Below are 22,703 nucleotides of genomic sequence, written 5' to 3' on the forward strand. Positions count from 1 at the left end.
AGCATGTGCCCGACCAGCACGTGGGCACCACGGTCTTCCGGCACCTGCGAGATCCAAAGGCCGGCCAGCGGCAAGTGTTCGAATCCACCCGTCCCAGGTGAAGACGCCCACCGATCCCCAGTGACACCGTGGCGGCGGTCGCCGGTGACTCGCCGAGACAACGACGGAACACTCTGAATCATCCACCACCGAAACGTTTCCCGAGCCATCGCGAGCACTGCGCTCTGATCACACCGATTGATATCTGAAGGTGTGAAGCAGGGCGTGCGGACCGCAGCGGGGGCACGGAGCCGTTGTCCGGTCTCAGCGAAGTTGTCATTCGCGGTCATCGACGTTCCCCAGCGCCACACGCAGCAGAAATTGCGCCCTCGCCGGAAGCGCCACCGCGGCCGATGTAGTTCACCCCGCCGCGCGGAGTGGCCACCGCCTTGTGCGTTGTCATTTCGGTCCCGTACAGTTTCGCTAAACAGCAACGGGTGACTTTGTTCATAACAGGGACCAGACGTCGATGTCGGCACAGCGAGAGCGAAGCAAACCATGTCACTAACAAGTTCACCGTCGGAACGGGTCGAAGAGGCACCCACCGGCGCGACGGCGCGTCGGGTCTCGGTGTCGAAGGGCCTCGTCACCGTTGGAATAGCGACCCTGCTGCTCTTCCTCATCGGGGGCATCGTCGAACCCGCGAGCGTCTCGTTCACGTCGTTCTCGGGCATGCTTCCCGTCGCCGCGGTCCTGGCGATCGCCGGCCTCGGGCAGATGCTCGTCGTCCAGCAGGGCGGTATCGACCTCTCGGTGGCCGGCGGAATCTCCCTGACGGTCGTCTTGGTCACGCACATCCCCAACGGAGACAGTTCGCTCCTGGTCCCCGCCATCGGGCTGGCCCTGATTTTCGCCATCGTCGCAGGCCTGCTGAGCGGGGTGCTGATCGCCACCCTCGGCCTCAACCCGATCATCGCGACATTGGGCACCAACGCCGTGCTCTACGGCGTCAACCTCGCCATCTCCAGCGGACGGCCGCGAACCACGACGGATTTACTGGCCGGTATCGGCGGCGGGTCCACGCTGGGCATCCCGAACTCGGTGTTCTTCGCGGTCGCTGCGTTGATCGTCGTCGCGGTGTTCGTCAAGCGCACGGTTCCCGGACGCCGCTTCGAGGCGATCGGCGCGAACAGGCGGATGGCGCGCGTTGCGGGCCTCCGGATTCGTCTCCACCAGTCGCTTGCCTACGTGTGGGCGCAGCTGTTGTATTGCCTCGCAGGCATTCTCATCGCGGGCATCACATCGATGCCGTCAGCCTACGCGGGCGACAGTTACCTACTCCCATCCATCGCGGCCGTCGTCCTCGGCGGCACGTCGCTACTCGGTGGCCGCGGCTTTGCGCTGCCGACGGTGATTGCGGCTGTCTTTCTCCAGCAGCTCATCCAGTTCGTCAGTGTGCTCGGCGTGTCCTCGGCCATCTCGCCGTTGGTGCAGGCTGCCGCGCTGGCGATCGGCATCTCGCTCTACACGCTTCACTGGAGCGCGATCCTCAGTCCGTTCACCGCGTGGGTCAAACCCGCTGTGGCAGCTACCTAGTCGTCGTCGACAAGCGAACCACAGGAAGACGAAGCCCATGACTGTACGGTCCGCGGTTCTGTTCGGATCGATCGCCGCAGCGGTCGCCCTCGTGGGTGGCTGCTCGTCCGCTCCCGATGAGGCCGCACCCGCCGTCCGCGATGCGGCTGCCGCACAGGAGGTTCCGTCGTGGTGCGGCCCCAAGCCGATTGAATTCGGCCTGCTCGACGGCAACGGCGGCAACAGCTGGCGGCTGGTGGCGACGGCGACGGGGATGGAAGAGACCGCAAAGTGCCCCAGCGTTAAGAACTTCCGTTACGCCGACGGCCAGGGCAACACCCTCAAGGCCATCTCGGACATCAAGGGCATGGTGGCCGCGGGGGTCGATGCGATGGTGGTCTTCCCCGATGCAGGCAAGGCGGTGCTCCCCGCCGTGACGGCCGCGTACCAGGAAGGGGTTGTCACCGTTCCCTATCGCGTCGATCCCGGTGGTCAGGCCGGGGTCAACTACGACGAGTGGATCGGCGACGACTTCGCCAACGACGCCCACAACTGGGCGGCCTGGATCAAGAAAAACGTCCCCAAGGGCGCCAACATCCTGTTCCTCGGCGGCCCGGCGGGGTCCAGCCAGAGCACCACCGAATACGAGGCGCTGGCCGGCGATCTCGGCACGGACTACACCTTCATCGGTCAGAAGCCGTTCCAGCCGACCAATTGGGAGCCGACGCTGACCCAGCAGTTGCTCACCGCCGACATCGCCAAGTACCCCAAGATCGACGTGATCGTGTCCGACTTCGGGCCCACCCTGGTCAGTTCGCTTCCGCTGTTCGCCAAGAGTGGACGACCAATCCCCGCGCTGGCGACGTCCGACGGCAACTCACTGAGCTGCTTTTGGGCGGACAACCAGAAGACCAACCCGTTCGCCATGATCACCGTCACCACCGGAAACGACAACGTGCGGTTGGCCGTTCAGCACGCGGTGGCGCGCGCGACTGGTGGCCAAATCCCCGCCGAGACGTCGTTCAAGGGTCCCGTCTTCGAGGACTCGACCGATCCGGCCAAGCCCGTGCAGTGCCGACACGACCTCCCTCCGGACACCTACCTGTCCGCCACGATGCCCGGTGACCAGCAGGCGAAGCTCGATGGCTGAGCCGACCGACACCACGACGAAGGACTTCGCAGTGACTCAACCGAATGTCGACGTCATGACCGTCGAGACGACCGTGGAAGCCGCGCTGGAACTGGCCGGCGTCTCGAAGCACTACGCCGGCGTCGCCGCGCTGACCGATGTGTCGCTGACGGTGTTGCCGGGGGAGGTGCACGCCGTCCTCGGCGAGAACGGCGCCGGTAAGTCGACGCTGATGGGCGTCGCCACCGGCGCCGTCACCCCCGACGCGGGCATCATCACGGTGCGCGGGGAGGTGGTGACCGGGCTGGACCCCAAGACCGCTGCGCAGTTGGGCATTTCGATCGTGCGCCAACACCCCGCGGTGCTGCCGGATCTGACCGTGCTCGAGAACCTCCGGGTCGCGCTGCCCGACGAGGTCTTCGCCGACGCGCCGCCGAATGACGTGGCGCGCGCCATCCTCGACGGGGTGGGGCTGAAGGTCCACCTCGGCGACCGGGTCGAGTCCCTCACGCTCGCGGAGAAGCACCTGTTGGAGATCGCCAAGGGGTTCGCCGTCACGCCGAGGATCCTCGTCCTCGACGAACCCACGGCACCCTTGGCGCCCGACGCGTCCGACATGCTCTTCCGCCGAATCCGCGACGTGGTCGCCAAGGGCACCGCGGTCATCTACATCACCCACCGGATGGCCGAGGTGCGGGAGCTGGCCACCCGGGTGACGGTCCTGCGCGACGGCCGAGCGCGCGGCACGTCGACCGTGGCCGGGATCACCGACGGTCAGCTGCTGGAGCTCATCGTGGGCCGCAAGCTGGACTCGACGTTCCCCGACAAGCACACCGCGAAGCACGACGACCGGCCCAACCTGGTCATCGACGGACTCTGCGGACCCGGCTTTGATTCGATATCGGTATCGGCCGCGCCCGGCGAAATTGTCGGGATCGCCGGAGTCGTCGGCAACGGACAAAGCGAACTGCTCAGGGCGTTGGCGGGGCTGGAGACCTTCACCGGAACCGTCACGCTCGGTGACGGGGTACACGACGCGCGAAGTCTCTTGCACCGCAGTGCTTTCGTGCCTGCCGACCGACAGGCCGAAGGCCTCGCGATGAGCCTGTCGGTGCGGGAGAACGCCGCGTTGACGGCGCTGAAGTCGTTCACCAGCGGACCGCTGATGAACCGTCACAAGGAAACCGATTCCGTCCGTGCCTCATTGGGCTCGCTCTCGGTGAAGGCGCCGTCGATGGAGGCCGCCGTCTCGGCCCTGTCCGGCGGCAACCAGCAGAAGGTCGTCATCGCGCGCGCCCTGCTCTCAGAGCCGGTGCTGCTGGTGGCAGACGAACCGACCCAAGGCGTCGACGTCGGAGCGCGCGCCGAGATCTACGGCATCCTCCGGGGTGCCTCTGCACGCGGGGTCCCAGTGATCGTGGCCTCCTCGGACGCCAAGGAACTCGAAGGTCTGTGTGACCAAGTGCTGGTCATGTCGCGCGGCCACGTCGTCGAGGCCCTCGCCGGGGCCGACGTCACCGAGGAGCGCATTGTCTCCGCCGCCGTGACGTCGACGGCCGAGACGGTGTCGGTGGCCGCGGCGCAGCGCGAGGCCCGCAGTTCGGGCTTCCGTCGACTGCTCGGCGGCGACTACTCCCCGGCGATGCTGCTCCTGATCCTGATGGCGGTGCTGGGTGCCTGCATCGCCCCGGGAAGCGAGCGCTACCTGTCGGGTTTCAACGTGTCGACGATCCTGACGGCCGCCACGGCCATCGGGCTCATCGCGATGGGGCAGACGATCGCCTTGCTCACCGGTGGGATCGACCTGTCGGTGGGCCCCCTTGCCGGGCTGCTCGTGGTGATCTCGTCGTTCTTCGTCGTCGAGGGTGCTTCCACATCGACCGTCGTCCTCGGCCTGGCGGTGATGCTCGTCGTCGCGGCCGCCGTGGGCGCCATCAACGGATCACTCATCCGTTTCGGCAACTTCACGCCGATCGCTGCCACCCTGACGCTCTACATCGCCCTCGGCGGAGTGGCGTTCCTGCTGCGGCCCACCCAGGACGGCTACGTCGGCACCGCATTCCAGAACGCCGTCAACTACCGGGTAGGTCCCCTCCCGGTGGCCTTCGTGGTGTTCGTCCTCATCGCGGTCGGGATGGAGTACATGCTGCGCCACCACAGGCTCGGCTGGAACCTGCGAGCCGTGGGCTCCAACGAACCGGCCGCGCTCCGCATCGGCATCGGCATCAACAAGACCATCATCCTGGCCTACGTCGGTTCGTCGCTGTTCGTCTTCCTCGGCGCACTGATGTTCATGGGACAGTACGGCATTGGCGACCCCGCCCAGGGATCGGCCTTCACGCTGACCAGCGTCACGGCCGTCGTACTCGGTGGCACCAGCCTGCTCGGCGGCCGCGGCACGTTCATAGGAACGCTGGTGGGTGCGGTGGCACTGCAGCAGTTGCTCAACGCCACCGCGGTGCTCAATCTCGGCTCGGCCGCCCAGTACTTCTTCCAGGGCGCACTCATTCTCATCGCCGCAATGTTCTACACCGTGGCGCGGTCGCGCCGCGGCATCCGCGTCTAGGAAACGCGCAACCGAAAGGACCTGAAATGGACACTGGCACAGCAACATTCGGAGCGAACGCGGTCGACTGGGAGAGCCGGATCAACTTCGACCGCCTGCGTGAGGAGCGCCTCGCGCGGCTGAAGGTCGAACTCGAGAAGTCCGACCTGGGCGCCGTGCTCGCCTTCGACTTCTCCAACATCCGGTACATGTCCGCCACCCACATCGGCACCTGGGCGATGGACAAAATGATCCGGTTCGCCCTGCTGACCCGCAATTCCGATCCGATCGTGTGGGACTTCGGTTCCGCGGCCAGGCACCACCAGCTGTACAACCCGTGGCTCTCGACGACGACCGCCGAGATGGACGCCGACCCCCACGCACCACACCACAACGCAGTCCGGCCGCGCCTGGAATCGGGTGCACGAGCGGGCATCTCGACGCTACGCGGCGCGTTCAATCCCGATGCCGGCATCGCCGAAGAGGTGGCCCGCAAGATCAAGCGGGAGCTGGAGCGCTTCGAGCTGATCGGCGAGCCGCTCGGCGTCGACGTGATCGAGTTGCCCATCCTCTTTGCCCTGCAGAAGGCGGGCGTCGACGTCGTCGACGGTCAGCAGGTCTTCCTGGCGGCGCGGTCGATCAAGACGCCCGACGAGATCTCCCTGCTGACGCACGCCGCGTCGATGGTCGACTCGGCCTACGACAAGCTGTACGAGTTCCTGCGGCCCGGTGTCCGCGAGAACGAAACCGTCGGCCTGGTCGCCAAGACTCTCTACGACCTCGGCTCCGAGTACGTAGAGGGCGTCAACGCCATCTCGGGTGAGCGCTGCTCCCCGCACCCGCACGTGTACTCCGACCGGATCATCCGGCCCGGCGACCCGGCGTTCTTCGACATCCTGCACAGCTACAACGGGTACCGCACGTGCTACTACCGGACGTTTGCGGTCGGCTCGGCCAGCAGTGCGCAACACGACGCCTACACCAGGGCCCGAGAGTACATGGACCGCGCCATCGCCTTGGTCCGACCTGGGGCGACCACCGCCGACATCGTCTCGGTCTGGCCCACCGCGCAGGAATTCGGTTTCCCTGACGAGGAAGCTGCTTTCGCGCTGCAGTACGGCCACGGCGTCGGCCTGTCGATCTGGGAGAAGCCGATCTTCTCGCGGCTGGTGTCCCTGGACCATCCGGAGGTGCTCGTCGAGGGCATGTTCTTTGCCCTCGAGACGTACTGGCCGTCGGCCGACGGCATCGGCGCCGCCCGCATCGAGGAGGAGGTCGTGGTCACGGCGACGGGCTGCGAGGTGGTCACCAAGTTCCCCGCCGAGGAACTGCTCATCACCGGGCAGCGGTACTACGCGGTCGGTGGCCAGCTGCCGGTGGTGCGCAATTCACAGTCACACCTCAACACCGTCGCCGGGCGCGGTGAAGAGGGCTGATGCGCGCCTCGGTCTACCACGGTGCACATGACGTGCGCGTTGAGGATGTGCCGGAGCCCGTCCGCAGGCCCGGTGAGGCGATCCTGCGCGTGCTCCGCAGCGGGGTGTGCGGAACGGATGCCACGGAATGGTCCGCTGGCCCGAAGACGTTTCCCGTCAACCGAATTCACCCGGTCACCGCGCACAGCGGGCCGATCATCGTCGGTCACGAGTTCGTCGGTGAGGTGGTCGAGGCGGCCGACGACGGACGTTACGGGCTCGGTGAGGTCGTCGCGTCGGGAGCGGGCGTGTCGTGCGGTCAGTGCGGCCGGTGCAGGGGGGGTCGGACGAACCTGTGCGACGTCTACTACACGTTGGGACTCAACACCAACGGCGGCATGGCCGAGTACGTGTCGGTTCCCGAGCGGGTGCTGACACCGGTGCCTGGCGAGATGTCGCTCGACCAAGCGGGACTCGCCCAACCCATGGCCGTTGGTCTACATGCGGCCAGGCGCGCGAGAGCCTCCGATGGGGATCGTGTGGTCCTGATCGGCGCGGGCGCGATCGGTTCGTTCGTGTTGGCGGGGCTGACGTCCTTGGCCGACGTCGACGTCACCGTCGTCGACTTCCCGGGTTCGCGGCTGGAACGGGCGCAGCGCCTAGGGGCGGCCTGCACGGTGGCCGCCGGCACGGACGCAGTGTCCGAACTACGGGGATTCGAGGTCGTCATCGAAGCCAGCGGCGCGCCAGGCCAATTGAACAACGCAATCGGCATGGTGCGTACTGGCGGGACCATCCTGCAGGTCGGGCTACCGTCGCGGCAGCAGGAGGTCGACGTGCACACGTTGGTGATGCGCGAGATCTCGATCGTCACGACGCTCGCGCACGTGTGCGATGAGGACCTGGGCGCGGCGTTGGAGATCCTGTCAGGAACCCATCTGGCGAACGAGGTGCTGGAGTCCGTGCACCCGCTCGAGGACCTGCCCGAACAACTCGAACTACTGGCCACCGGAAAGTTGGAAGGCAAGGTGCTCTTCGACCCGCAGGCCGCGACGACCAAGGAGCAACAGTGAAGGCGCTGCAGTACCAAGAGCGGGGAGTGGCAGTCGTCGCGGAGTTGAGCGTTCCTCGGATCGCCGATGACGAGGTGTTGGTGGCCGCCCGCTCGGTTGGGGTCTGCCACTCCGACATCGAACTGCTCGAGGGCCGCTACATCATCCCGTTCGCTTATCCGCTGATCCCCGGCCATGAGTGGTCGGGCGAGATTGTCGCAGTGGGCGACAGGGTCACTGACCTCGCTCCCGGCGACCGGGTGGTCGGGGAGTGCGTGATCGGAGAGGATCACTTCGGCTTCTCGATCAGCGGCGCGGCGGCGGAGTTCTTCGTCGCCCGTCCCGAATGGCTGCACCGCCTTCCCGACGGGTTGTCCCACACGATGGGCGCGCTGGTCGAGCCGTTCAGCGTGGCGTACTACGCGCTGGTGCGGGCCGGCGGGGTGGACGCCAGCGACACGGTGGTCGTCCTCGGTGCGGGTCCGGTGGGCCTCGCGGTGGTGGCAGCCGCGGTGGCGATGGGTGCGGTGGTGGTCGTCGCCGAACCGTCACCGGACCGCCGGGTGTCTGCGAAAGCCCTTGGCGCGCATCATGCGGTGGCGCCTGAAGACGTCGACGATCTGCTGGTCACCTTGAGCCGCCGGGGCGGGGCCGATCTGGTGGTCGAGGCAAGCGGTAGGCCCGAGGTGATGGCGCGTGCCTTGGAACTGGTGACCTTCCGCGGGCGCGTGGCCTACATCGGCATCGACGTCGGAAGGGAGGCTCCCGCGAAGCTGGGTCTGATCCAGTCCAAGGAGCTGCGCATCACGGGCTCCATCGGCTCACCGGGAGTGTGGCCCGAGACGCTGCGATTCCTGGCCAACAGCGGTATCGACCTGACGGGGATCGTCACGCAGCGCTTCGGCATCGACGACGCCGTGTCGGCGCTCGAGGCGGCAAGACATCCCGAGTCGACGATCAAGGCGCACATCGAGTTGACCGCCGCGCTCACGGCGTGATGCGCGCGGCGCGGTATCGCTCGGCGTAGTGGAAGAAGCTGTCCCTGGTGTCGCGGGTGGCCGTGAATCCCGCCTTGCGGCTCTTGTTCATGTCGGTGAGGACCTCGATGTTGCGGCCGAGGTCACCATCGGTGTGCCACCAGGAGGCCACCCTGGACAGGTCGGACTCCACCAGGCCGTGCTCGTCGGCGATCTCGCGCCACGTCCCCTCCACGCCGACCATCGCCTTCTCCAGGGTGCGCGGTTCACCTGAGAAGCCCTCCCACTCCAGCCCGAAATGGTCGGCGACCTGCGGCCACAGCCATCGCCAGCGGAACGCGTCTCCGTTGGCGATGTTGAACGCCTGATCGTGTCCCGCGTCATTGCTTGCCGCCCAGAGGATCTGCTCGGCCACCAATTCGGCGTCGGTCACGTCCGTTACGGCGTTCCACTGCGTCTCCGAGCCGGGAAAGACGAACGGCAGTCCCCGTTTCCGGCAGATGGCGGCGTAGGCGCAGAGCGTCGCGACCATGTTCATCGCGTTACCGGTGGCGAAGCCGAAGACAGTGTGGGCCCGGTGCACACTCCACGTGAACCCGTTGCGCTCTGCCGAGCCGAACAGTTCGTCCTCCTGGGCGTAGTAGAAGTTCGGCGCGTCGAGCCGGGGCTCCTCCTCGTGGAACGGAGTGTCCGGCATCTCGCCGGTGGCGTAGGCCTCGAAGGGACCGAGATAGTGCTTGAGACCGGTCATCAGCGCGACGTGCCGCATCGACTTCGAGGGTTCGAGCGCGGCCAGCAGGTTGCGCACCGCCCCGCCGTTGACGGCGATGTTCTCGGCCTCGGTGTCTTTGCGGGTCCAAGCGGTGATCGCGACGAGTTCGGGGTGGACACCGTCGAGCGCGCGGGACAGTCCAGCCGGATCGCCGAGGTCGGCCGTCACGGCGGTGACGCCGTCGATGGCTGAGCCGCTGCGCGACAGGCCGAACGTCTGCCACCCGTCGGCAAGCAGGCTGCGCGCCACGGCTTGGCCGACGATTCCGGTCACGCCAACCACCAGGGCACGGCCTCGGTTCGAGTCAATGGTCATGGGATCCCCTTCATCGGTGTTCAGTATATATAAACACCCGCTGCCCTCAGGGGCAATGACAGCACCCACGCAGCCTGGCGGTCGCGCCAATCCGCCGTTCAGGGGACGCGACGTACAGTGCTGCTAAAGTTTCTTCAGGCGGTCCGACACCGGCCGGAACGTCACGCGGAGCTCACTGAACGGCAGGGACACCATGGATCAACTGGGCCGGCGACTCAAGGCCATCAGGCAGCAGGCCGGGGTATCGCTTCGCGAACTCGCCCGGCAGGCCGATGTGTCCCCGTCGCTTGTTTCGCAGATCGAGAACGGTAAGTCCCAACCCTCGGTCGCGACGCTCTATGCCTTCTCCCGACTACTCAACGTCTCGGTCGACGAGCTGTTCGAGGACGAATCCACTGCGGCCCCGGTCGGCGCCGCGCGCAACCGCAGCACGTCAAATGGCTCCAAGGTTCACAACGGCTCCGACGGCAGAAGGGATCCCGTCCACGCCTGGCGCCCAACTGAATACGCGAACCGGGTGTCCGTCGTGCACCCCTCGCACCGCTCCTCCCTGACAATGGCCGAGGGCGTGGTGTGGGAGCGCCTTGCGGCAACACCGGAACACGGCGTCAACTTCATGAAGATCACCTATGCGCCCGGCGCCTCGTCGAGCGACGGTGACCACCTCTCGATCCACGACGGGTACGAATACGGCTTCGTGGTGGCCGGCGAGATCGAGGTGACCGTGGGCGGCGAGGTCTTCCTCCTGCGCCAGGGCGAGTCGCTCGGGTTCGATTCGAGCATCCCGCACGTCCTGCGCAACCCCGGACCGGAGCCCTTCGAGGGCATCTGGTTCGTGCATGGCCGCGCTCACTGAGGCGATCAGGCCCGCCAGACCGTCTTGAGGTTGCAGAACTCCCGGATGCCCGCCGCGGCCAACTCGCGACCGTATCCGGACGCCTTCACACCGCCGAATGGCAACTCCGAGTACGAGACGGTCATGCCGTTGACGAATACGGCACCCGCGTCGAGGTGCTCGACGAACCAAACCTGTTCAGCCGCATCGGTGGTCCACACCGCGGAGCTGAGCCCGAAGGTGGTCTGGTTGGCGACCTTCACGGCTTCGTCGCGGTCAGCCACCCGGTAGAGCGACGCCACCGGACCAAACGTCTCCTCTAGCACCACTCGCATCTCGTCGGTGAGATCAGCCAGAACGGTCGGGGCGAAGAACCATCCGGGTCCGTCGAGGGCAGAGCCGCCCAGAAGTACCCGAGCCCCCTTAGCGACGGCGTCGTCGACCAACTCGGCCACGTCGTTGCGTCCCGATTCGGTGGCCAGCGGCCCGACATCGACGCCCTCGTTCATGGGATCGCCGACGGTCAGGGCGGCCATCTTCGCCACGAAGAGCTCCGCGAACCGGTCGTAAACATCGGCGTGAACGACGAAACGCTTTGCGGCGATGCAGGATTGGCCGTTGTTCAATATCCGGGCCTTAACGGCGGTCGTCGCGGCAGCCTCAAGGTCGGCGCTGGGCATCACGACGAATGGGTCCGACCCGCCGAGTTCAAGAACCGCCTTCTTGATCTGGTTGCCCGCCGTCGCGGCAACGGATCGCCCCGCAGGCTCCGAACCGGTCAGCGTCACGGCCTTCACGCGCGGATCCTCGATGACAGCGGCGACTCCGGCGGATCCGATCAGCAGCGTGCGGAACGACCCGGCCGGAAAGCCACCCTTCTCGAACAGGGCGTCGAGGTACAGGGCGGCCTGCGGAACGTTCGATGCGTGCTTGAGCAGACCCGTGTTGCCTGCCATCAGCGCCGGGGCGGCAAACCGAATCACCTGCCACAAAGGGTAATTCCACGGCATCACGGCCAGCACGACACCCAGCGGTTGCCAGACTGAACCAGCCTGGGAGGCGGCGACAGCAGATGGGTCGGCCAGTGACTCGGAGGCCAGGAACGACTCGGCGTGCTCGGCATAGAATCGCATGTTCTTCGCGCACTTGAGTACCTCGGCGCGGGACTGGGCGATGGGCTTGCCCATCTCGACGGTGATCATCCGCGCGGCGTTCTCGACGTCGGCTTCGAGCACCTCGGCAGCAGCGACCATCCATTCGGCGCGTTCCGCGTAGGTGGTGTCGCGCAGCGCCACGTGCGCCTCGAGCGCCTGGGCAATGCGGCGAACCACCTGGGCATCGTCGTGGGCTTGGAACGTCTCGACGGTTTCCCCGGTGGCCGGGTTGATGGTCGCGATCGGCATATGGAGATCCCTACGTAGTCGAGGCCTTTGACTGCTCCGACCACTTTGGATCCTATATGAAGCAGTTGAGTGCGTCGGGAGCGCCCGACACCGAGAATAACCCGAAGATTGGATGCAATCAACGGGGTGATCGAACTACGCGAACACCTCGGGATGACGCGCCAACTGGAGGCGGGTGCGACGAATGTGGCCCCACAGAACGCGCTCTGCCTCCTCGCAGTCCTGCTCGCGGATCGCCGTCACCAGCATGTGGTGCTCGTCGTGCAGGATGCGGTTGCCGTCGAGGTCGAGGAGCCGGGTGAACGCGCGCCGGTAGTGCTGGGTGGTGTTCCACAGTCGCTCGACCGTAGGCCCGAGGAAACCGGTGTCCGCACCGGCGTAGCTGCCGAGGTGGAATTCCCGGTCGAGTTCAAGGAACTCCTCGACGTCGCGGGCGCGCTTCATCTCGTCGACCAACTCGGTCAGGCGGTCGATCTGGTCTGGGCACAGAGCAGGCATGCTGTAGCGCAGCAACAGTGGCTCGATCCGCTCTCGGACCTGGTACAGCTCGACGCATTCGTCGAGGCTCAGCCGGGCGATCCACGCGCCGGTGTTGGCCACCGTCGTGATCAGGCCCTCCGACTGCAGGATGCGCAGCGCCTCGCGCACGGGCACCCGGCTGGCGCCGAACTGCGCGGCGAGCTCCTCCTGGCGCAACCGCGTCCCCGGCGGATAGGCGCCGCGCAGGATGGCCGTACGCAGTTCGTCCGCGACACGGGCGCCGGTGACCCCGTCGCGGATGCGGCTTACTCCGCTGGCCGGTTCGGGTTCCACAGCAGCACCTCGGCCTCCGTCTCGTAGGCCTTTCCGTTCGGAAAGCTCACCAGCTCGAACTGCATCCCCCACGGGCTCAGAAAGTACACCCAGCGCTGGCCCTCGCTTGCGTTCCGGCTTGCCGTCGGTTCGCCGAGGACGCGAATGCCCTCGGCACGGAGGTAGTCGACTGCGGCATCCATGTCGTGGACGTAGAAGGCGAGGTGGTGGCCACCGATGTCGCTGTTGCGCGGAATCGGCGCCCGCCCGTCGGCGGGTGCGTACTCGAAGACCTCGAAGTTGGCCCCAGTGCCGCATCTGTAGAAGCGCAGTTGCCGCATCACTGTTCGCGGGTGCACGTTGAGATGCTCGCGCATCCAGTCGTCGTCGTGCTCGAACGGACCCAAAGAATAGACGTGGGTGCATCCCAGAACCCGGACGAAGAAGTCGTGAGCCTCGTCGAGATCCGGCACGGTGAATCCGATGTGGTCGGTGCCGACCAGTCCAGGCAAAGCCATGCCGCTCCTATGCGATAGTGGATCCAATAACGATCAGACTAGGCGAAATCGCACCGCGCGCTACATCGTATTAGCCAAATTGGATCCAATAGCGTTATCTTGGTGTGGTCGCGCTCACGCTGGTCGAGCGCTACCTCCCAACCGAGATGAGGGTCCATGCCACTCGAACGCAGCCTTGAGACACGTGCTCCCTGGGTCGAGCTGACGACCACGGAAGACGACTGGAAGGCCGCCGACCCGGCGTTGCTTGCGACGATGCTCGTCGAGTTGCATCTCATACGCGCCTTCGAGGAGACGGTGCTCGAGCTCGCCGGCGAAGGCTTGGTGCACGGACCCGCGCACTCCAGCATCGGACAGGAGGGCGGCGCGGTTGGATCCATCGTTGCGCTGCGGTCCACCGATGCGGTCAACGGCTCACATCGTGGTCACCACCAGTTCCTCGCCAAGGCACTGACGCACGTCAGTGGCGGCACGCTCGATCCGGCCGCCGTGGTGACACCGAAGATCCAACGGGTGTTGCAGCGCACGCTCGCCGAGATCCTGGGACTGGCACAGGGGTACTGCCGGGGCCGCGGCGGCTCGATGCACCTCCAGTGGTTCGAGGCAGGCGCGCTGGGGACGAACGCCATCGTCGGCGGCGGTGTCCCGATGGGCGCGGGCAACGCCTGGGCGCAAAAGCACAGCGGTACAACCGACCTCACCATCAGCTACTTCGGTGACGGCGCCAGCCAGATTGGTTCGGTACTCGAGACCATGAACCTTGCCGCGGTGTGGAAGTTACCGTTCTGCTTTTTCATCGAGAACAACCTCTACGCCGTGTCCACCCACGTCGACGAGATCACCGCCGACACCCGGCTTTCGGTACGTGGCCAGGGCTTCGGCATACCCGGTTGGCGTGTCGACGGAATGGACCCGCTCGCAGTGCATCTCGCGACGCAGAACGCCGTCGAGAGAATGCGCGGCGGCGAGGGCCCCGCCGTCATCGAAGCCGAGGTATACCGATACTTCCACCAGAACGGCCCCTACCCCGGAAGCGCCTTCGGCTACCGCCAGAAGGAGGAGGAAGCCGAATGGCGCCGTCGCGATCCGCTGGAGCGGATGGCGCGCGAGATGATCGGACTCGGACTCATCGACGAGCAGGGCGTCGCATCGGTGCGCACCCAGGCGCAGGAAGTCATGACCGCGGTGGCCGCTGAGCTCACCGAGGCCGACCCCGACAAAGACGGCAAGCGCCGGATCCGTCAGGACCTCTGGCCCGATCCGGGATTCGTCAACGTCGGCGTCCGCGGTGACGCGAGCGAGCTCGACGAGTTGACCACACTCGATCCGCTTGATCACAAAGGCCCTTGGCGCAAGGTGAAGTTCGTCGACGCGGTCGCCGGCGTGATGGAGCGCCGGATGGAGACCGACGAGCGCATCGTGGTGTTCGGCGAGGACGTTCACCGCCTCAGCGGCGGAACCAACGGCGCCACAAAGGGTTTGGCCGCCAAGTACGGTGACGAGCGGGTGATCGGAACTCCGATCAGCGAGAACGCCTTCACCGGCGTCGGGGGTGGGCTGGCGCTGGACGGACGGTTCCGGCCCGTAGTCGAGTTCATGTACCCCGACTTCATGTGGGTGGCCGCCGATCAGGTGTTCAACCAGATCGGCAAGGCGCGCCACATGTTCGGCGGAGAGAACCCGGTGCCGTTCGTGCTGCGGACCAAGGTGGCGATGGGGTCGGGCTACGGCTCCCAGCACCTGATGGACCCGGCGGGCGTGTTCTCCAGCAGTCCCGGGTGGCGGATCGTGGCACCGTCCACCGCCGCCGACTACGTCGGACTGATGAACGCCGCCCTCGCGCTGCAGGACCCGGTACTGGTGATCGAGCACATCGATCTGTACGGGAAGGCCGACGAGGTGCCCGAGGGAGATCTCGACTATGTGATCCCGCCCGGTAAAGCGGCAATTCGCAGACAGGGCAACGAGGTAACGGTGATCAGTTATCTGTCGATGGTGGCGCGGTGCGCGGAGGCCATCGAGCAGACTGGAGTCGACGCCGAACTCATCGACCTGCGTTGGCTCGACCGCGCTTCGATTGACTGGGACACGATCACCGCCAGCGTCAAGAAGACCAACGCCGTGCTGATCGTCGAGCAAGGGGCGCGGGGTAGCTCGTACGGCGGCTGGCTTGCCGACGAGATCCAGCGGCGGTTGTTCGACTGGCTGGACCAGCCCGTGGAGCGGGTCTCCGGCGAGGAGGCCTCACCGAGCATCTCAAAGGTGTTGGAGCGGGCGGCAATCGCCGGTACCGAGGAGGTCGTCGCGGGCCTGGAGAAGATCAGAGTCGGCATGGGGCAGCCCATGGCGAGCGAAACGACGGGAAGTAAGCGCTGATGCCCACGGTGGTACGGATGCCCGAAGTGGTCGCCAACGCGACCGAGGCGGCGATCCAGGCGTGGCTCGTCTCCGAGGGCCAGGAAATCACGGTCGGCGAGCCGCTGGCCGAAGTGGAAACCGAGAAGGCCGTCGTCGAAGTGGCCGCCGAGTTCGCAGGCGTGCTGGCACGATTGATCGCCGAACCCGGTGTCACCGTCGCCGTCGGCGACCCGATCGCCATCCTGCTGGCACCGGGGGAGAGCGACGCCGATCTCGACGTCGAACCCCCGGCCGACACCGCGGCGCGCGACCCCGAGTCGGGAACCCCCGTGCTCGAGGCCGCGTCGCAGCGCCAATCCGCACCTGTTGGCGAGAAGCCACCCGCCGCGTCGCCCGCCACCAACGGTAAACGCCTGTTCGCCACGCCCCTGGTGCGAAAACTGGCCGGCGAGAGGAACATCGACCTCGCTACGGTGACGGGGACCGGACCCGGCGGACGCATCGTGCGTCGCGACCTCGACCGGTTGGCCGCCGCGGAACCGGTCGCCGTCGAGGCGCCGGCCGCAGAGCCGACGGCGCCGACTCCGATTCCGGCCCCCGCTGCCGCGGACGACGGCTTCGTCGACATCCCGCTCACGGGCATGCGCAAGGCGATTGCCAGGCGCCTGACCGAGAGCAAGACCACCGTGCCGCACTTCTACCTCAAGGCGGACTGTCGGGTGGATGCGCTGATGGAGCTACGCCGCTCGGTCAACGAGGCTGCAACAGTGAAGGTGTCGATCAACGACTTCGTTGTGAAGGCCGTCGCCGGGGCCCTCGTCGAGGTACCCGATGCCAACGCGATCTGGAACGACACGTCGATTCGGCGCTTCGAGAAGGTCGACGTCGCGGTCGCCGTGGCCGTCGACGGCGGACTGCTCACGCCGGTGTTGAGGGGCGTGGACAGCATGTCGCTGTCCGGCGTGGCGACCACTGTCGCCGACCTCGCGCAGCGCGCCCGCGAGGGCCGGCTCAAGCAGGCGGAGCTCGAGGGCGGCAGCTTCTCGGTGTCGAATCTCGGCATGTACGGCGTGAGCGAGTTCTCGGCGATCCTCAACCCACCGCAGTCCGGCATCCTCGCCGTGGGAGGGGCGGCGCCGCGCCCGGTCGTCGTGGACGGCGAATTGGACACCGCCACAGTCATGACGGTCACCCTGTCGGCCGACCATCGGGTGATCGACGGCGCGGTCGCCGCCCAATGGATGGCGGCGTTCGTCAGACGCATCGAGAACCCATTGACCATCCTGATCTAGGGGAACGGTGGCAACCCGGGCGCGGGTCCCCAACATCGACGCGATTGTCGTGATTCGTGGGGCCGCGCCCCCGCTTGGTCAGTGGGCGAGAGCGCCTGCGGCAACCAAAAGATCTGCGTTGTCCAAACTCGGCGTCAGGTCTCCTGATTCGATCCTGTTGGCAATCTGCAGGATTGCCTCGTTCACCGGCGCGCTGCCCCCGAGCTTCCGACGAGTCTCGACGATGTAGCCGTTGTAGGCATCGAGTTCGGCGTGTCGCTTCTTGTCCCAGTCCTGCAGCACCGCGACGCGTGTGTCCTCCAGCGAGTACGACTTCAGGACGGCGTCGAGAAGGTCGAGCGCATACTGGTCCGAATCGGGGACGTCGCGTGCGGTCATGCCGAATATCGGCACCATCGCGATGCCGAGTTCCTTTGCCAGTGCGTACGCCTCGCGAGACGCCGCGTCCATCGTCTCCCGGACGCCGGGGACGTGCACCGCGGTGAGAAGGGGCACGCCGAGGATGGCCGAGGGCAGCATCTCGGGAATGTTGGCCAAGAGCTTCATCCACTTCGACGCCCGGATGTCGCGCGAGGTCTCGGTCACCGCGGCGGTCGACAGCACGGCGTGGACGTGCTCCAGTTGCGGGGTGTGGACGCCGGAATACATGCCGACGGTGGTCCAGGTATCCGCGCGCGACACCTGGCGGTTCACGACGCCGGGCTCGAACATGTTGGCCGCGATGCCCAATACGGCGCCGACGGTTCGCTCAGCGCCCACGATGTCAGCCACGTCGTCGATCGTCATGCCGTTCTGGAGGCCGACGACAACGGACTCCTGGTGAAGTAGCGGCTTGAGTAGCTCGACCGCCCAACGGGTGTCGTAGGTCTTGACGCTGACGAACACGATGTCGAACGGGCGACGGAGTTCGGCGACCTGGCACAGGTGGTATGCGTCTATCTCGGTGTGTTCGACGGTGCCGTCGGGGAAGTTGACGGTGAGGCCGTCCGTCCGCATCGCGTCGACGTGGGCCGGCCACTGATCGATGTAGGTGACCGACAATCCCGCGCGGATCATGTCTGCGCCGAGCGAGGCCCCGTTTGCTCCCGTCCCGACCACCGCAATATTGAGCTCTTCGATACTCACCGCGCGCCTCATTCCCAGGGGATGTGTTTAGCAGCATGCTACATACGGGTGTGAAGTACAGGAGCGTTTCAACGGGGCACGGTGGCGGCCGATGCCGAGACCCAACATGAGCTAGTCAGTGGTGACGCGTACTGGGTTGTGGCCCAAAGGTAGTCGCGACAAAGGAGCTCGTCGTACGCCCAGGGGAGTGGGACCGGCTTTATCGGGAGTAGCAGCGCCTTAACTGTTAAGCTTTGATGCACAGCGTCGAGCACGCCATCCAAGGAGCATTTGTGATCAGACACATCGTGGCCTTCGAACTCAACACACCCGACGAGGAGGCGCGACTGGCCCACATTCGTCGGATGCAGGACGTGCTCGAAGCGTTGGCGGCGCTCGACGAAGTCGTATCGATCACCGTGCGGCCGGATCTGGGGACCGCCGAGGGACACTGGGACGTGGTGTTGGTCTCCGAGCACCGGTCGACCGCCGATCTCGAGGCCTACCAGGTGCACCCGAAGCATCAGCAGGCAGCCAAGATCGCAGGCGAATTCGTCGCCCGGCGAGCCATCGTCGACTACGAGTACTGAGCAGCCATGCCATCGATCGCGATAGTCGGAACCGGCGCCAATGGAGCGGCGATCGGCGCGGACCTGGCCGAAGCCGGCCATGACGTCACCTTCATCGAGCAGTGGCCGGCTCACGTCGAGGCGACCCGTCAGCACGGCATCCGCATCGAGACGCCCGAGGAGACGGTGTCGGCGAAGGTGCCGGTGCTGCACTTCTGCGAGGTGGCAACCCTGCGACGACGGTTCGACGTCGTGTTGATGCTCGTCAAGGCCTACGACACGCGCTGGGCGTGTGAGCTGATCAAGCCTTACCTCGCTGACGACGGAATCGCCGTCGGCGTCCAGAACGGCATGACGGTCGACGACATGACCGAGATTCTCGGCGCGGAGCGCACACTGGGAGCCGTCATCGAGATTTCCTCGACGATGTTCGAACCGGGCGTGGTCGATCGTCACTCGCCGCGGTCGCGCAGCTGGTTCGCCGTCGGCAGCCTCGGGTCGGCAACGGCCGGCCGGGAGGAGGAGGTGGCGTCGCTGTTGCGCCACTCCGGCGCGGTCGACGTGGTCGACGACATCCGGTCGGCGAAGTGGATGAAACTGGTCATCAACGCCGCCGAGCTCGTTCCGTCGGCCGTCCTCGACCTGTCGATCGTCGAGGCGGCACACCACCCCGGGATGAAGGACGTGATGCTGCAGGCCGGCTATGAAGCGGTCGACGCCGCCCTGGCAGCCGGCCGTTCTGTCGTGCCCATCTTCGGCCTCACCTCGGTCGATCAGACGAATCCGCACGGGTTTGTCGACACGCTGATGGACGTCCTCCTCGACAAGTACGTTCTGTCGCACACGCTGTCCACCGTGCTGCAGGACTGGATGAAGTCTCGTCGCAGCGAAGTCGACCAGATCAACGGGCGGGTCGTCGACGAGTTGCGTCGGGTCGGGCGGCCGGCGCCGGTCAACGACGCGGTCGTTCAGCTTGCCCACCGCATCGAACGGGGCGAATTGAAGCGATCCACCGACAACGTTGCGGCATTGCGCGAGGCGCTCTCCACACCGGTGTGATCGAATCTGCGTCCCCCGCTTCACCGAGGCTGGCGGTTGGTTGACACCACTGTGACGAGTGTTTAGTGTCATGAATCAGTCCGTGTGTGACGGCCGTCGCAATCGGAAAACGTCGCTGCCTCGCCGTCGAGGAGCCAGGAGTCGCTCGACACGATTGACCTGCAGCATTGCGGGTCATCTCTCGACATGAGACGGGTTACATTGCGGCGGTCGCCCGAACGACGGTCGCCCCCGGGCCGCTCGACGGGTGTCCACAAATACCGAACGCCCGCGAGTGCGGAGACCTACTGCAAGAACGGAGAATAGGACATCCTGCGATGACGAGTGCATGGTCCTTCGAGGCACGGTCGACGATCGTGACCGGCGCGGGCAGCGGCATCGGCAAGGCGGTGACCCTCGCTCTTGCCGCCGCAGGTGCGAAGGTCCTGGCCGTCGACATCGACGGTGACGCGGCCAAGGCGACGGCGACAGAGGCGATGGCGAACGAGGCAACCTCGTCGGTCGTGCCACACCAGGCCGATGTCGCCGACCGCGCAGCGGTACTCGGCTATGCGGCCGCAGCGACGGCCGAGCACGGCCCACCCACGCTGTTCTTCAACAACGCCGGCGTCGAAGGCGTGCACAGGTCGATCCTGGACACCGATCCCGCCGACTGGCTCCGCGTCATCGACGTCAACCTCAACAGCATGTTCTGGGGATTGCAGGCGGTTCTGCCGCACATGGTGTCCGAAGGCTTCGGCGCCGTGGTGAACACGGGATCGATCCTCAGCCTCAAGTCGGCGCCGGGACGCTCCGATTACGCTGTCACCAAGCACGCGGTCCTGGGGCTCACTCGCAGCGCTGCCAGCGAGATGGCGGCACACGGCATCAGGATCAACTGCTTGTGCCCAGGCCCCATCGAAACTCCGCTCATGCGGCGCTCCGAACTCCTCGTCAATCCCGACGACCCCGACTGGGAACGCCGCCGGTTCGAGGAAGGCACGCCCATCGGCCGCTACGCCTCACCCCGGGAGATCGCCCAGACCGTCATGTTCCTGCTTCGTGGTGACGTGGCCTACCAGACCGGGTCGGCGGTCGTCATCGATGGGGGGATCACCAGTGTCTGAGCTGCCTGGCTCACCGTGGGCCGCACGATCAATCCGCTGAAATAGGAAGAGGTACAAACGACAATGCGCGCCGCGATCTTCTACGACGAGCACGACATCCGCGTTGACGAGGTGGCTGAGCCGGGTCCGCTGAAGCGGGGTCAGGTCCGGCTGCGTCCCATGTTCTGCGGCATCTGCGGGACGGACCTCCATGAGTATCTCGCTGGGCCGATCGTCATCCCCACCTCCCCGCACCCCCTCACGGGATCGGCGGCGCCGCAGGTCCTCGGACACGAGCTGTCCGCCCGTGTCCTCGAAGTGGCCGACGACGTCTCCTCGGTGTCCGTAGGGGACCGAGTATCGGTGCAGCCGTTGGTGTTCTGTGGTGAGTGCTACTTCTGCAGGCGTGGCCTCAACCATCTGTGCGTGCAGATGGCATGCGTGGGCCTCAGCTTCGACGGCGGCGGGATCGCCGAACAACTGGTGCTCAGCGCCAGTCAGGTGAGCGTGCTCCCCGACAGCGTCAGCGACAAGCAAGGCGCCCTGATCGAACCATCGGCGGTCGCCGCCTACGGTGTCGACCGGACCGGGTTCACAGCAGGAGATTCCATCCTGATCACCGGCGCCGGACCCATCGGCGCCCTGTCAGCGCTCTACGCCCACGCGGCCGGCGCCTCGCAGATCATCATCTCCGAGCCCAATCCGAAACGCCGCGCTCTAGCAGCATCGTTCGGCATTGCGACCGTGCTCGACCCCACCTCCGACGACATCACCTCGGCGGTCAAGGACATGACAGGCGGCATCGGCGTCGACGTGGCCGCGGAGTGCTCGGGTTCGGAGGCAGGCCTGAACGCCGCGCTGAACGCCGTGCGTTCGCACGGCACCATCACCCAGGTCGGGTTGCACACCAAACCAGCCTCCATTGATCCGATGAACCTGTCCAACCGGGACCTGAGCCTGATCGGAACGTGGTGCTACCCGGTCACGGACTGGCCGCGGATCATCGCGCTGGTGGCGTCGGGCCGCTTCCCGGTCGAGAAGGCGGTCAGTGACGTCGTGCCGGTCGCCGACATCGTCGAACGTGGCTTCGACCGCCTGGTCAACCCGAACGGCGATGCGCAGAAGATCCTCGTGGAGGTCTGATGAGTGACGTCGCTCTGGTAACGGGCGCCGCGGGTGGCATCGGGCGCGAAACCGTTAAGGCGTTCCTGGACAACGGATACGACGTGGTGGCGGTCGATGCCGCCGACGCGGTCCACCAGTTGCCCGAGGAGCTGGACGTCGACGGTGCGCGCGTCACTACCAAGGTCACCGACATCACCGACGAACGGAGTGTCAGCGCGTTGGCCTCCGAGGTCGGCTCCGCCCGCAGCCAACTGAATACAATCGCGTTGGTCGCCGGTGTCGTGCAGACTGCAGCCGCCGTGACCGAGCTGGATCCTGCGGAATTCCGAAAGGTGTTGGACGTCAACCTCACCGGGCCCTTCCTGCTGACCCGCGCGTTGACGCCGCTGCTCTCGCGTGATGACGGCAGCATCACCTTCATCTCGTCCTGGTGGGGCCGTTCCGGACACGCCTACTTCTCGTCCTACTGCGCCTCGAAGGCCGCCGTCATCGTCTTCGCGCAGGCGCTGGCCGAGGAACTGGCCCCCGACATCCGGGTGAACACGGTGTGCCCGGGGAACATCGACACCAAGATGCACCGGGCGGCCTTGCACACTGAAGCCGCCGAGCGCGGAATCTCCTTTGAGGAGATGAAGGACATCGAGTGGGCGAAGATCCCGCTCAAGGTCGCGGGACCCCCGTCGGCCATTGCCAATGCCCTGGTGTGGCTGGCCTCCCCGGCGGCGTCGTACATCACCGGGGCATCGCTGGACGTCAACGGCGGCGTCGTCTTCCACTGACGGCGCCATGACACGGACAGGAGCG

At 66.2% G+C, this 22,703-nt stretch carries 19 protein-coding genes; 14 read left to right on the forward strand and 5 right to left on the reverse strand.

Annotated features, from left to right (window positions below):
- The first annotated feature begins 537 nt into the window (after positions 1 to 537).
- The 6 genes from ACGFK1_RS18360 to ACGFK1_RS18385 are packed head-to-tail and all read left to right on the forward strand — an operon-like array spanning position 538 to position 8,693.
- A complete protein-coding gene (locus tag ACGFK1_RS18360; RefSeq protein ID WP_393431976.1) occupies positions 538 to 1,575 on the forward strand; it encodes an ABC transporter permease in 1,038 nt (345 codons plus the stop codon).
- A 37-nt stretch (positions 1,576 to 1,612) separates the two neighbouring features.
- Positions 1,613 to 2,704: a substrate-binding domain-containing protein gene (locus tag ACGFK1_RS18365; protein ID WP_393431979.1), complete on the forward strand. Its 1,092-nt coding sequence runs from the start codon at positions 1,613 to 1,615 to the stop codon at positions 2,702 to 2,704.
- Entirely contained in the window at positions 2,697 to 5,249 is a 2,553-nt protein-coding gene (locus tag ACGFK1_RS18370) for an ATP-binding cassette domain-containing protein (RefSeq protein ID WP_393431982.1), read from the forward strand. Before ACGFK1_RS18365 ends, ACGFK1_RS18370 begins: the two co-directional genes overlap by 8 nt.
- A 26-nt stretch (positions 5,250 to 5,275) precedes the next feature.
- A complete protein-coding gene (locus ACGFK1_RS18375) occupies positions 5,276 to 6,664 on the forward strand; it encodes a M24 family metallopeptidase (RefSeq protein WP_393431985.1) in 1,389 nt (462 codons plus the stop codon).
- The gene (locus ACGFK1_RS18380; RefSeq protein ID WP_393431987.1) at positions 6,664 to 7,716 is read left to right on the forward strand and encodes a zinc-binding dehydrogenase; all 1,053 of its coding nucleotides are present in this window, start codon (positions 6,664 to 6,666) and stop codon (positions 7,714 to 7,716) included. The genes ACGFK1_RS18375 and ACGFK1_RS18380 overlap by 1 nt, the downstream gene beginning before the upstream one ends.
- On the forward strand, positions 7,713 to 8,693 hold the full coding sequence (locus tag ACGFK1_RS18385; RefSeq protein ID WP_393431990.1) for a zinc-binding dehydrogenase: 981 nt from the start codon (positions 7,713 to 7,715) through the stop codon (positions 8,691 to 8,693). Before ACGFK1_RS18380 ends, ACGFK1_RS18385 begins: the two co-directional genes overlap by 4 nt.
- On the opposite strand, the gene ACGFK1_RS18390 is transcribed toward ACGFK1_RS18385, so the two are convergent.
- Positions 8,683 to 9,759, reverse strand: a complete 1,077-nt coding sequence (locus tag ACGFK1_RS18390) for an SDR family oxidoreductase (protein WP_393431993.1) — start codon at positions 9,757 to 9,759, stop codon at positions 8,683 to 8,685. The genes ACGFK1_RS18385 and ACGFK1_RS18390 overlap by 11 nt on opposite strands.
- Positions 9,760 to 9,952: 193 nt before the next feature.
- On the opposite strand from ACGFK1_RS18390, the gene ACGFK1_RS18395 reads away from it, so the two are divergent.
- Positions 9,953 to 10,615: a helix-turn-helix domain-containing protein gene (locus tag ACGFK1_RS18395; protein WP_393431996.1), complete on the forward strand. Its 663-nt coding sequence runs from the start codon at positions 9,953 to 9,955 to the stop codon at positions 10,613 to 10,615.
- A gap of 5 nt (positions 10,616 to 10,620) precedes the next feature.
- Here the strand turns inward: ACGFK1_RS18395 and ACGFK1_RS18400 are convergent, their stop codons facing one another.
- The 3 genes from ACGFK1_RS18400 to ACGFK1_RS18410 all read right to left on the reverse strand — a co-directional run bounded on the left by ACGFK1_RS18400 (position 10,621) and on the right by ACGFK1_RS18410 (position 13,307).
- Positions 10,621 to 11,997 carry an NADP-dependent succinic semialdehyde dehydrogenase gene (locus ACGFK1_RS18400; RefSeq protein ID WP_393431999.1) on the reverse strand — a complete coding sequence of 459 codons (1,377 nt, stop codon included), beginning with the start codon at positions 11,995 to 11,997 and terminating at the stop codon, positions 10,621 to 10,623.
- A 135-nt stretch (positions 11,998 to 12,132) separates the two neighbouring features.
- Positions 12,133 to 12,810 carry a GntR family transcriptional regulator gene (locus tag ACGFK1_RS18405; protein WP_393432002.1) on the reverse strand — a complete coding sequence of 226 codons (678 nt, stop codon included), beginning with the start codon at positions 12,808 to 12,810 and terminating at the stop codon, positions 12,133 to 12,135.
- The gene (locus ACGFK1_RS18410) at positions 12,783 to 13,307 is read right to left on the reverse strand and encodes a VOC family protein (protein WP_393432005.1); all 525 of its coding nucleotides are present in this window, start codon (positions 13,305 to 13,307) and stop codon (positions 12,783 to 12,785) included. The genes ACGFK1_RS18405 and ACGFK1_RS18410 overlap by 28 nt, the downstream gene beginning before the upstream one ends.
- 156 nt (positions 13,308 to 13,463) lie before the next feature.
- On the opposite strand from ACGFK1_RS18410, the gene ACGFK1_RS18415 reads away from it, so the two are divergent.
- A complete protein-coding gene (locus ACGFK1_RS18415; RefSeq protein ID WP_393432007.1) occupies positions 13,464 to 15,683 on the forward strand; it encodes a thiamine pyrophosphate-dependent enzyme in 2,220 nt (739 codons plus the stop codon).
- A 17-nt stretch (positions 15,684 to 15,700) separates the two neighbouring features.
- Complete coding sequence (locus tag ACGFK1_RS18420; protein WP_393432010.1) at positions 15,701 to 16,957, forward strand: dihydrolipoamide acetyltransferase family protein; 1,257 nt, start codon at positions 15,701 to 15,703, stop codon at positions 16,955 to 16,957.
- Between the two features lie 78 nt (positions 16,958 to 17,035).
- Here ACGFK1_RS18420 and ACGFK1_RS18425 read toward each other — a convergent pair whose 3' ends face one another.
- Positions 17,036 to 18,082, reverse strand: a complete 1,047-nt coding sequence (locus ACGFK1_RS18425; RefSeq protein WP_393432013.1) for a ketopantoate reductase family protein — start codon at positions 18,080 to 18,082, stop codon at positions 17,036 to 17,038.
- A gap of 272 nt (positions 18,083 to 18,354) precedes the next feature.
- Here ACGFK1_RS18425 and ACGFK1_RS18430 point away from each other — a divergent pair, with 272 nt between their 5' ends.
- The 5 genes from ACGFK1_RS18430 to ACGFK1_RS18450 all read left to right on the forward strand — a co-directional run bounded on the left by ACGFK1_RS18430 (position 18,355) and on the right by ACGFK1_RS18450 (position 22,678).
- Entirely contained in the window at positions 18,355 to 18,651 is a 297-nt protein-coding gene (locus tag ACGFK1_RS18430; RefSeq protein WP_393432016.1) for a Dabb family protein, read from the forward strand.
- Positions 18,652 to 18,657: 6 nt separating this feature from the next.
- Positions 18,658 to 19,689: a ketopantoate reductase family protein gene (locus ACGFK1_RS18435; RefSeq protein WP_393432019.1), complete on the forward strand. Its 1,032-nt coding sequence runs from the start codon at positions 18,658 to 18,660 to the stop codon at positions 19,687 to 19,689.
- A gap of 317 nt (positions 19,690 to 20,006) precedes the next feature.
- Positions 20,007 to 20,795, forward strand: a complete 789-nt coding sequence (locus tag ACGFK1_RS18440; RefSeq protein WP_393432022.1) for an SDR family NAD(P)-dependent oxidoreductase — start codon at positions 20,007 to 20,009, stop codon at positions 20,793 to 20,795.
- Between the two features lie 63 nt (positions 20,796 to 20,858).
- Positions 20,859 to 21,917, forward strand: a complete 1,059-nt coding sequence (locus ACGFK1_RS18445) for a 2,3-butanediol dehydrogenase (RefSeq protein ID WP_393432025.1) — start codon at positions 20,859 to 20,861, stop codon at positions 21,915 to 21,917.
- Positions 21,917 to 22,678 (forward strand): SDR family NAD(P)-dependent oxidoreductase, encoded by a 762-nt coding sequence (locus tag ACGFK1_RS18450; RefSeq protein WP_393432028.1) that lies wholly within the window; start codon positions 21,917 to 21,919, stop codon positions 22,676 to 22,678. Before ACGFK1_RS18445 ends, ACGFK1_RS18450 begins: the two co-directional genes overlap by 1 nt.
- Positions 22,679 to 22,703: the final 25 nt, after the last annotated feature.

Origin of the sequence: Mycobacterium sp. NPDC048908 (assembly GCF_043197955.1) — a bacterium.
GTDB lineage: Bacteria > Actinomycetota > Actinomycetes > Mycobacteriales > Mycobacteriaceae > Mycobacterium.

Coding starts and splice junctions, on each gene's coding strand:
- ACGFK1_RS18395 (WP_393431996.1), top strand. CDS start 9,953: ATGGATCAACTGGGCCGGCGACTCAAGGCCATCAGGCAGCAGGCCGGG.
- ACGFK1_RS18420 (WP_393432010.1), top strand. CDS start 15,701: ATGCCCGAAGTGGTCGCCAACGCGACCGAGGCGGCGATCCAGGCGTGG.
- ACGFK1_RS18365 (WP_393431979.1), top strand. CDS start 1,613: ATGACTGTACGGTCCGCGGTTCTGTTCGGATCGATCGCCGCAGCGGTC.
- ACGFK1_RS18415 (WP_393432007.1), top strand. CDS start 13,464: ATGCCACTCGAACGCAGCCTTGAGACACGTGCTCCCTGGGTCGAGCTG.
- ACGFK1_RS18375 (WP_393431985.1), top strand. CDS start 5,276: ATGGACACTGGCACAGCAACATTCGGAGCGAACGCGGTCGACTGGGAG.
- ACGFK1_RS18450 (WP_393432028.1), top strand. CDS start 21,917: ATGAGTGACGTCGCTCTGGTAACGGGCGCCGCGGGTGGCATCGGGCGC.
- ACGFK1_RS18440 (WP_393432022.1), top strand. CDS start 20,007: ATGACGAGTGCATGGTCCTTCGAGGCACGGTCGACGATCGTGACCGGC.
- ACGFK1_RS18360 (WP_393431976.1), top strand. CDS start 538: ATGTCACTAACAAGTTCACCGTCGGAACGGGTCGAAGAGGCACCCACC.
- ACGFK1_RS18370 (WP_393431982.1), top strand. CDS start 2,697: ATGGCTGAGCCGACCGACACCACGACGAAGGACTTCGCAGTGACTCAA.
- ACGFK1_RS18400 (WP_393431999.1), bottom strand. CDS start 11,997: ATGCCGATCGCGACCATCAACCCGGCCACCGGGGAAACCGTCGAGACG.
- ACGFK1_RS18390 (WP_393431993.1), bottom strand. CDS start 9,759: ATGACCATTGACTCGAACCGAGGCCGTGCCCTGGTGGTTGGCGTGACC.
- ACGFK1_RS18445 (WP_393432025.1), top strand. CDS start 20,859: ATGCGCGCCGCGATCTTCTACGACGAGCACGACATCCGCGTTGACGAG.
- ACGFK1_RS18435 (WP_393432019.1), top strand. CDS start 18,658: ATGCCATCGATCGCGATAGTCGGAACCGGCGCCAATGGAGCGGCGATC.
- ACGFK1_RS18380 (WP_393431987.1), top strand. CDS start 6,664: ATGCGCGCCTCGGTCTACCACGGTGCACATGACGTGCGCGTTGAGGAT.
- ACGFK1_RS18410 (WP_393432005.1), bottom strand. CDS start 13,307: ATGGCTTTGCCTGGACTGGTCGGCACCGACCACATCGGATTCACCGTG.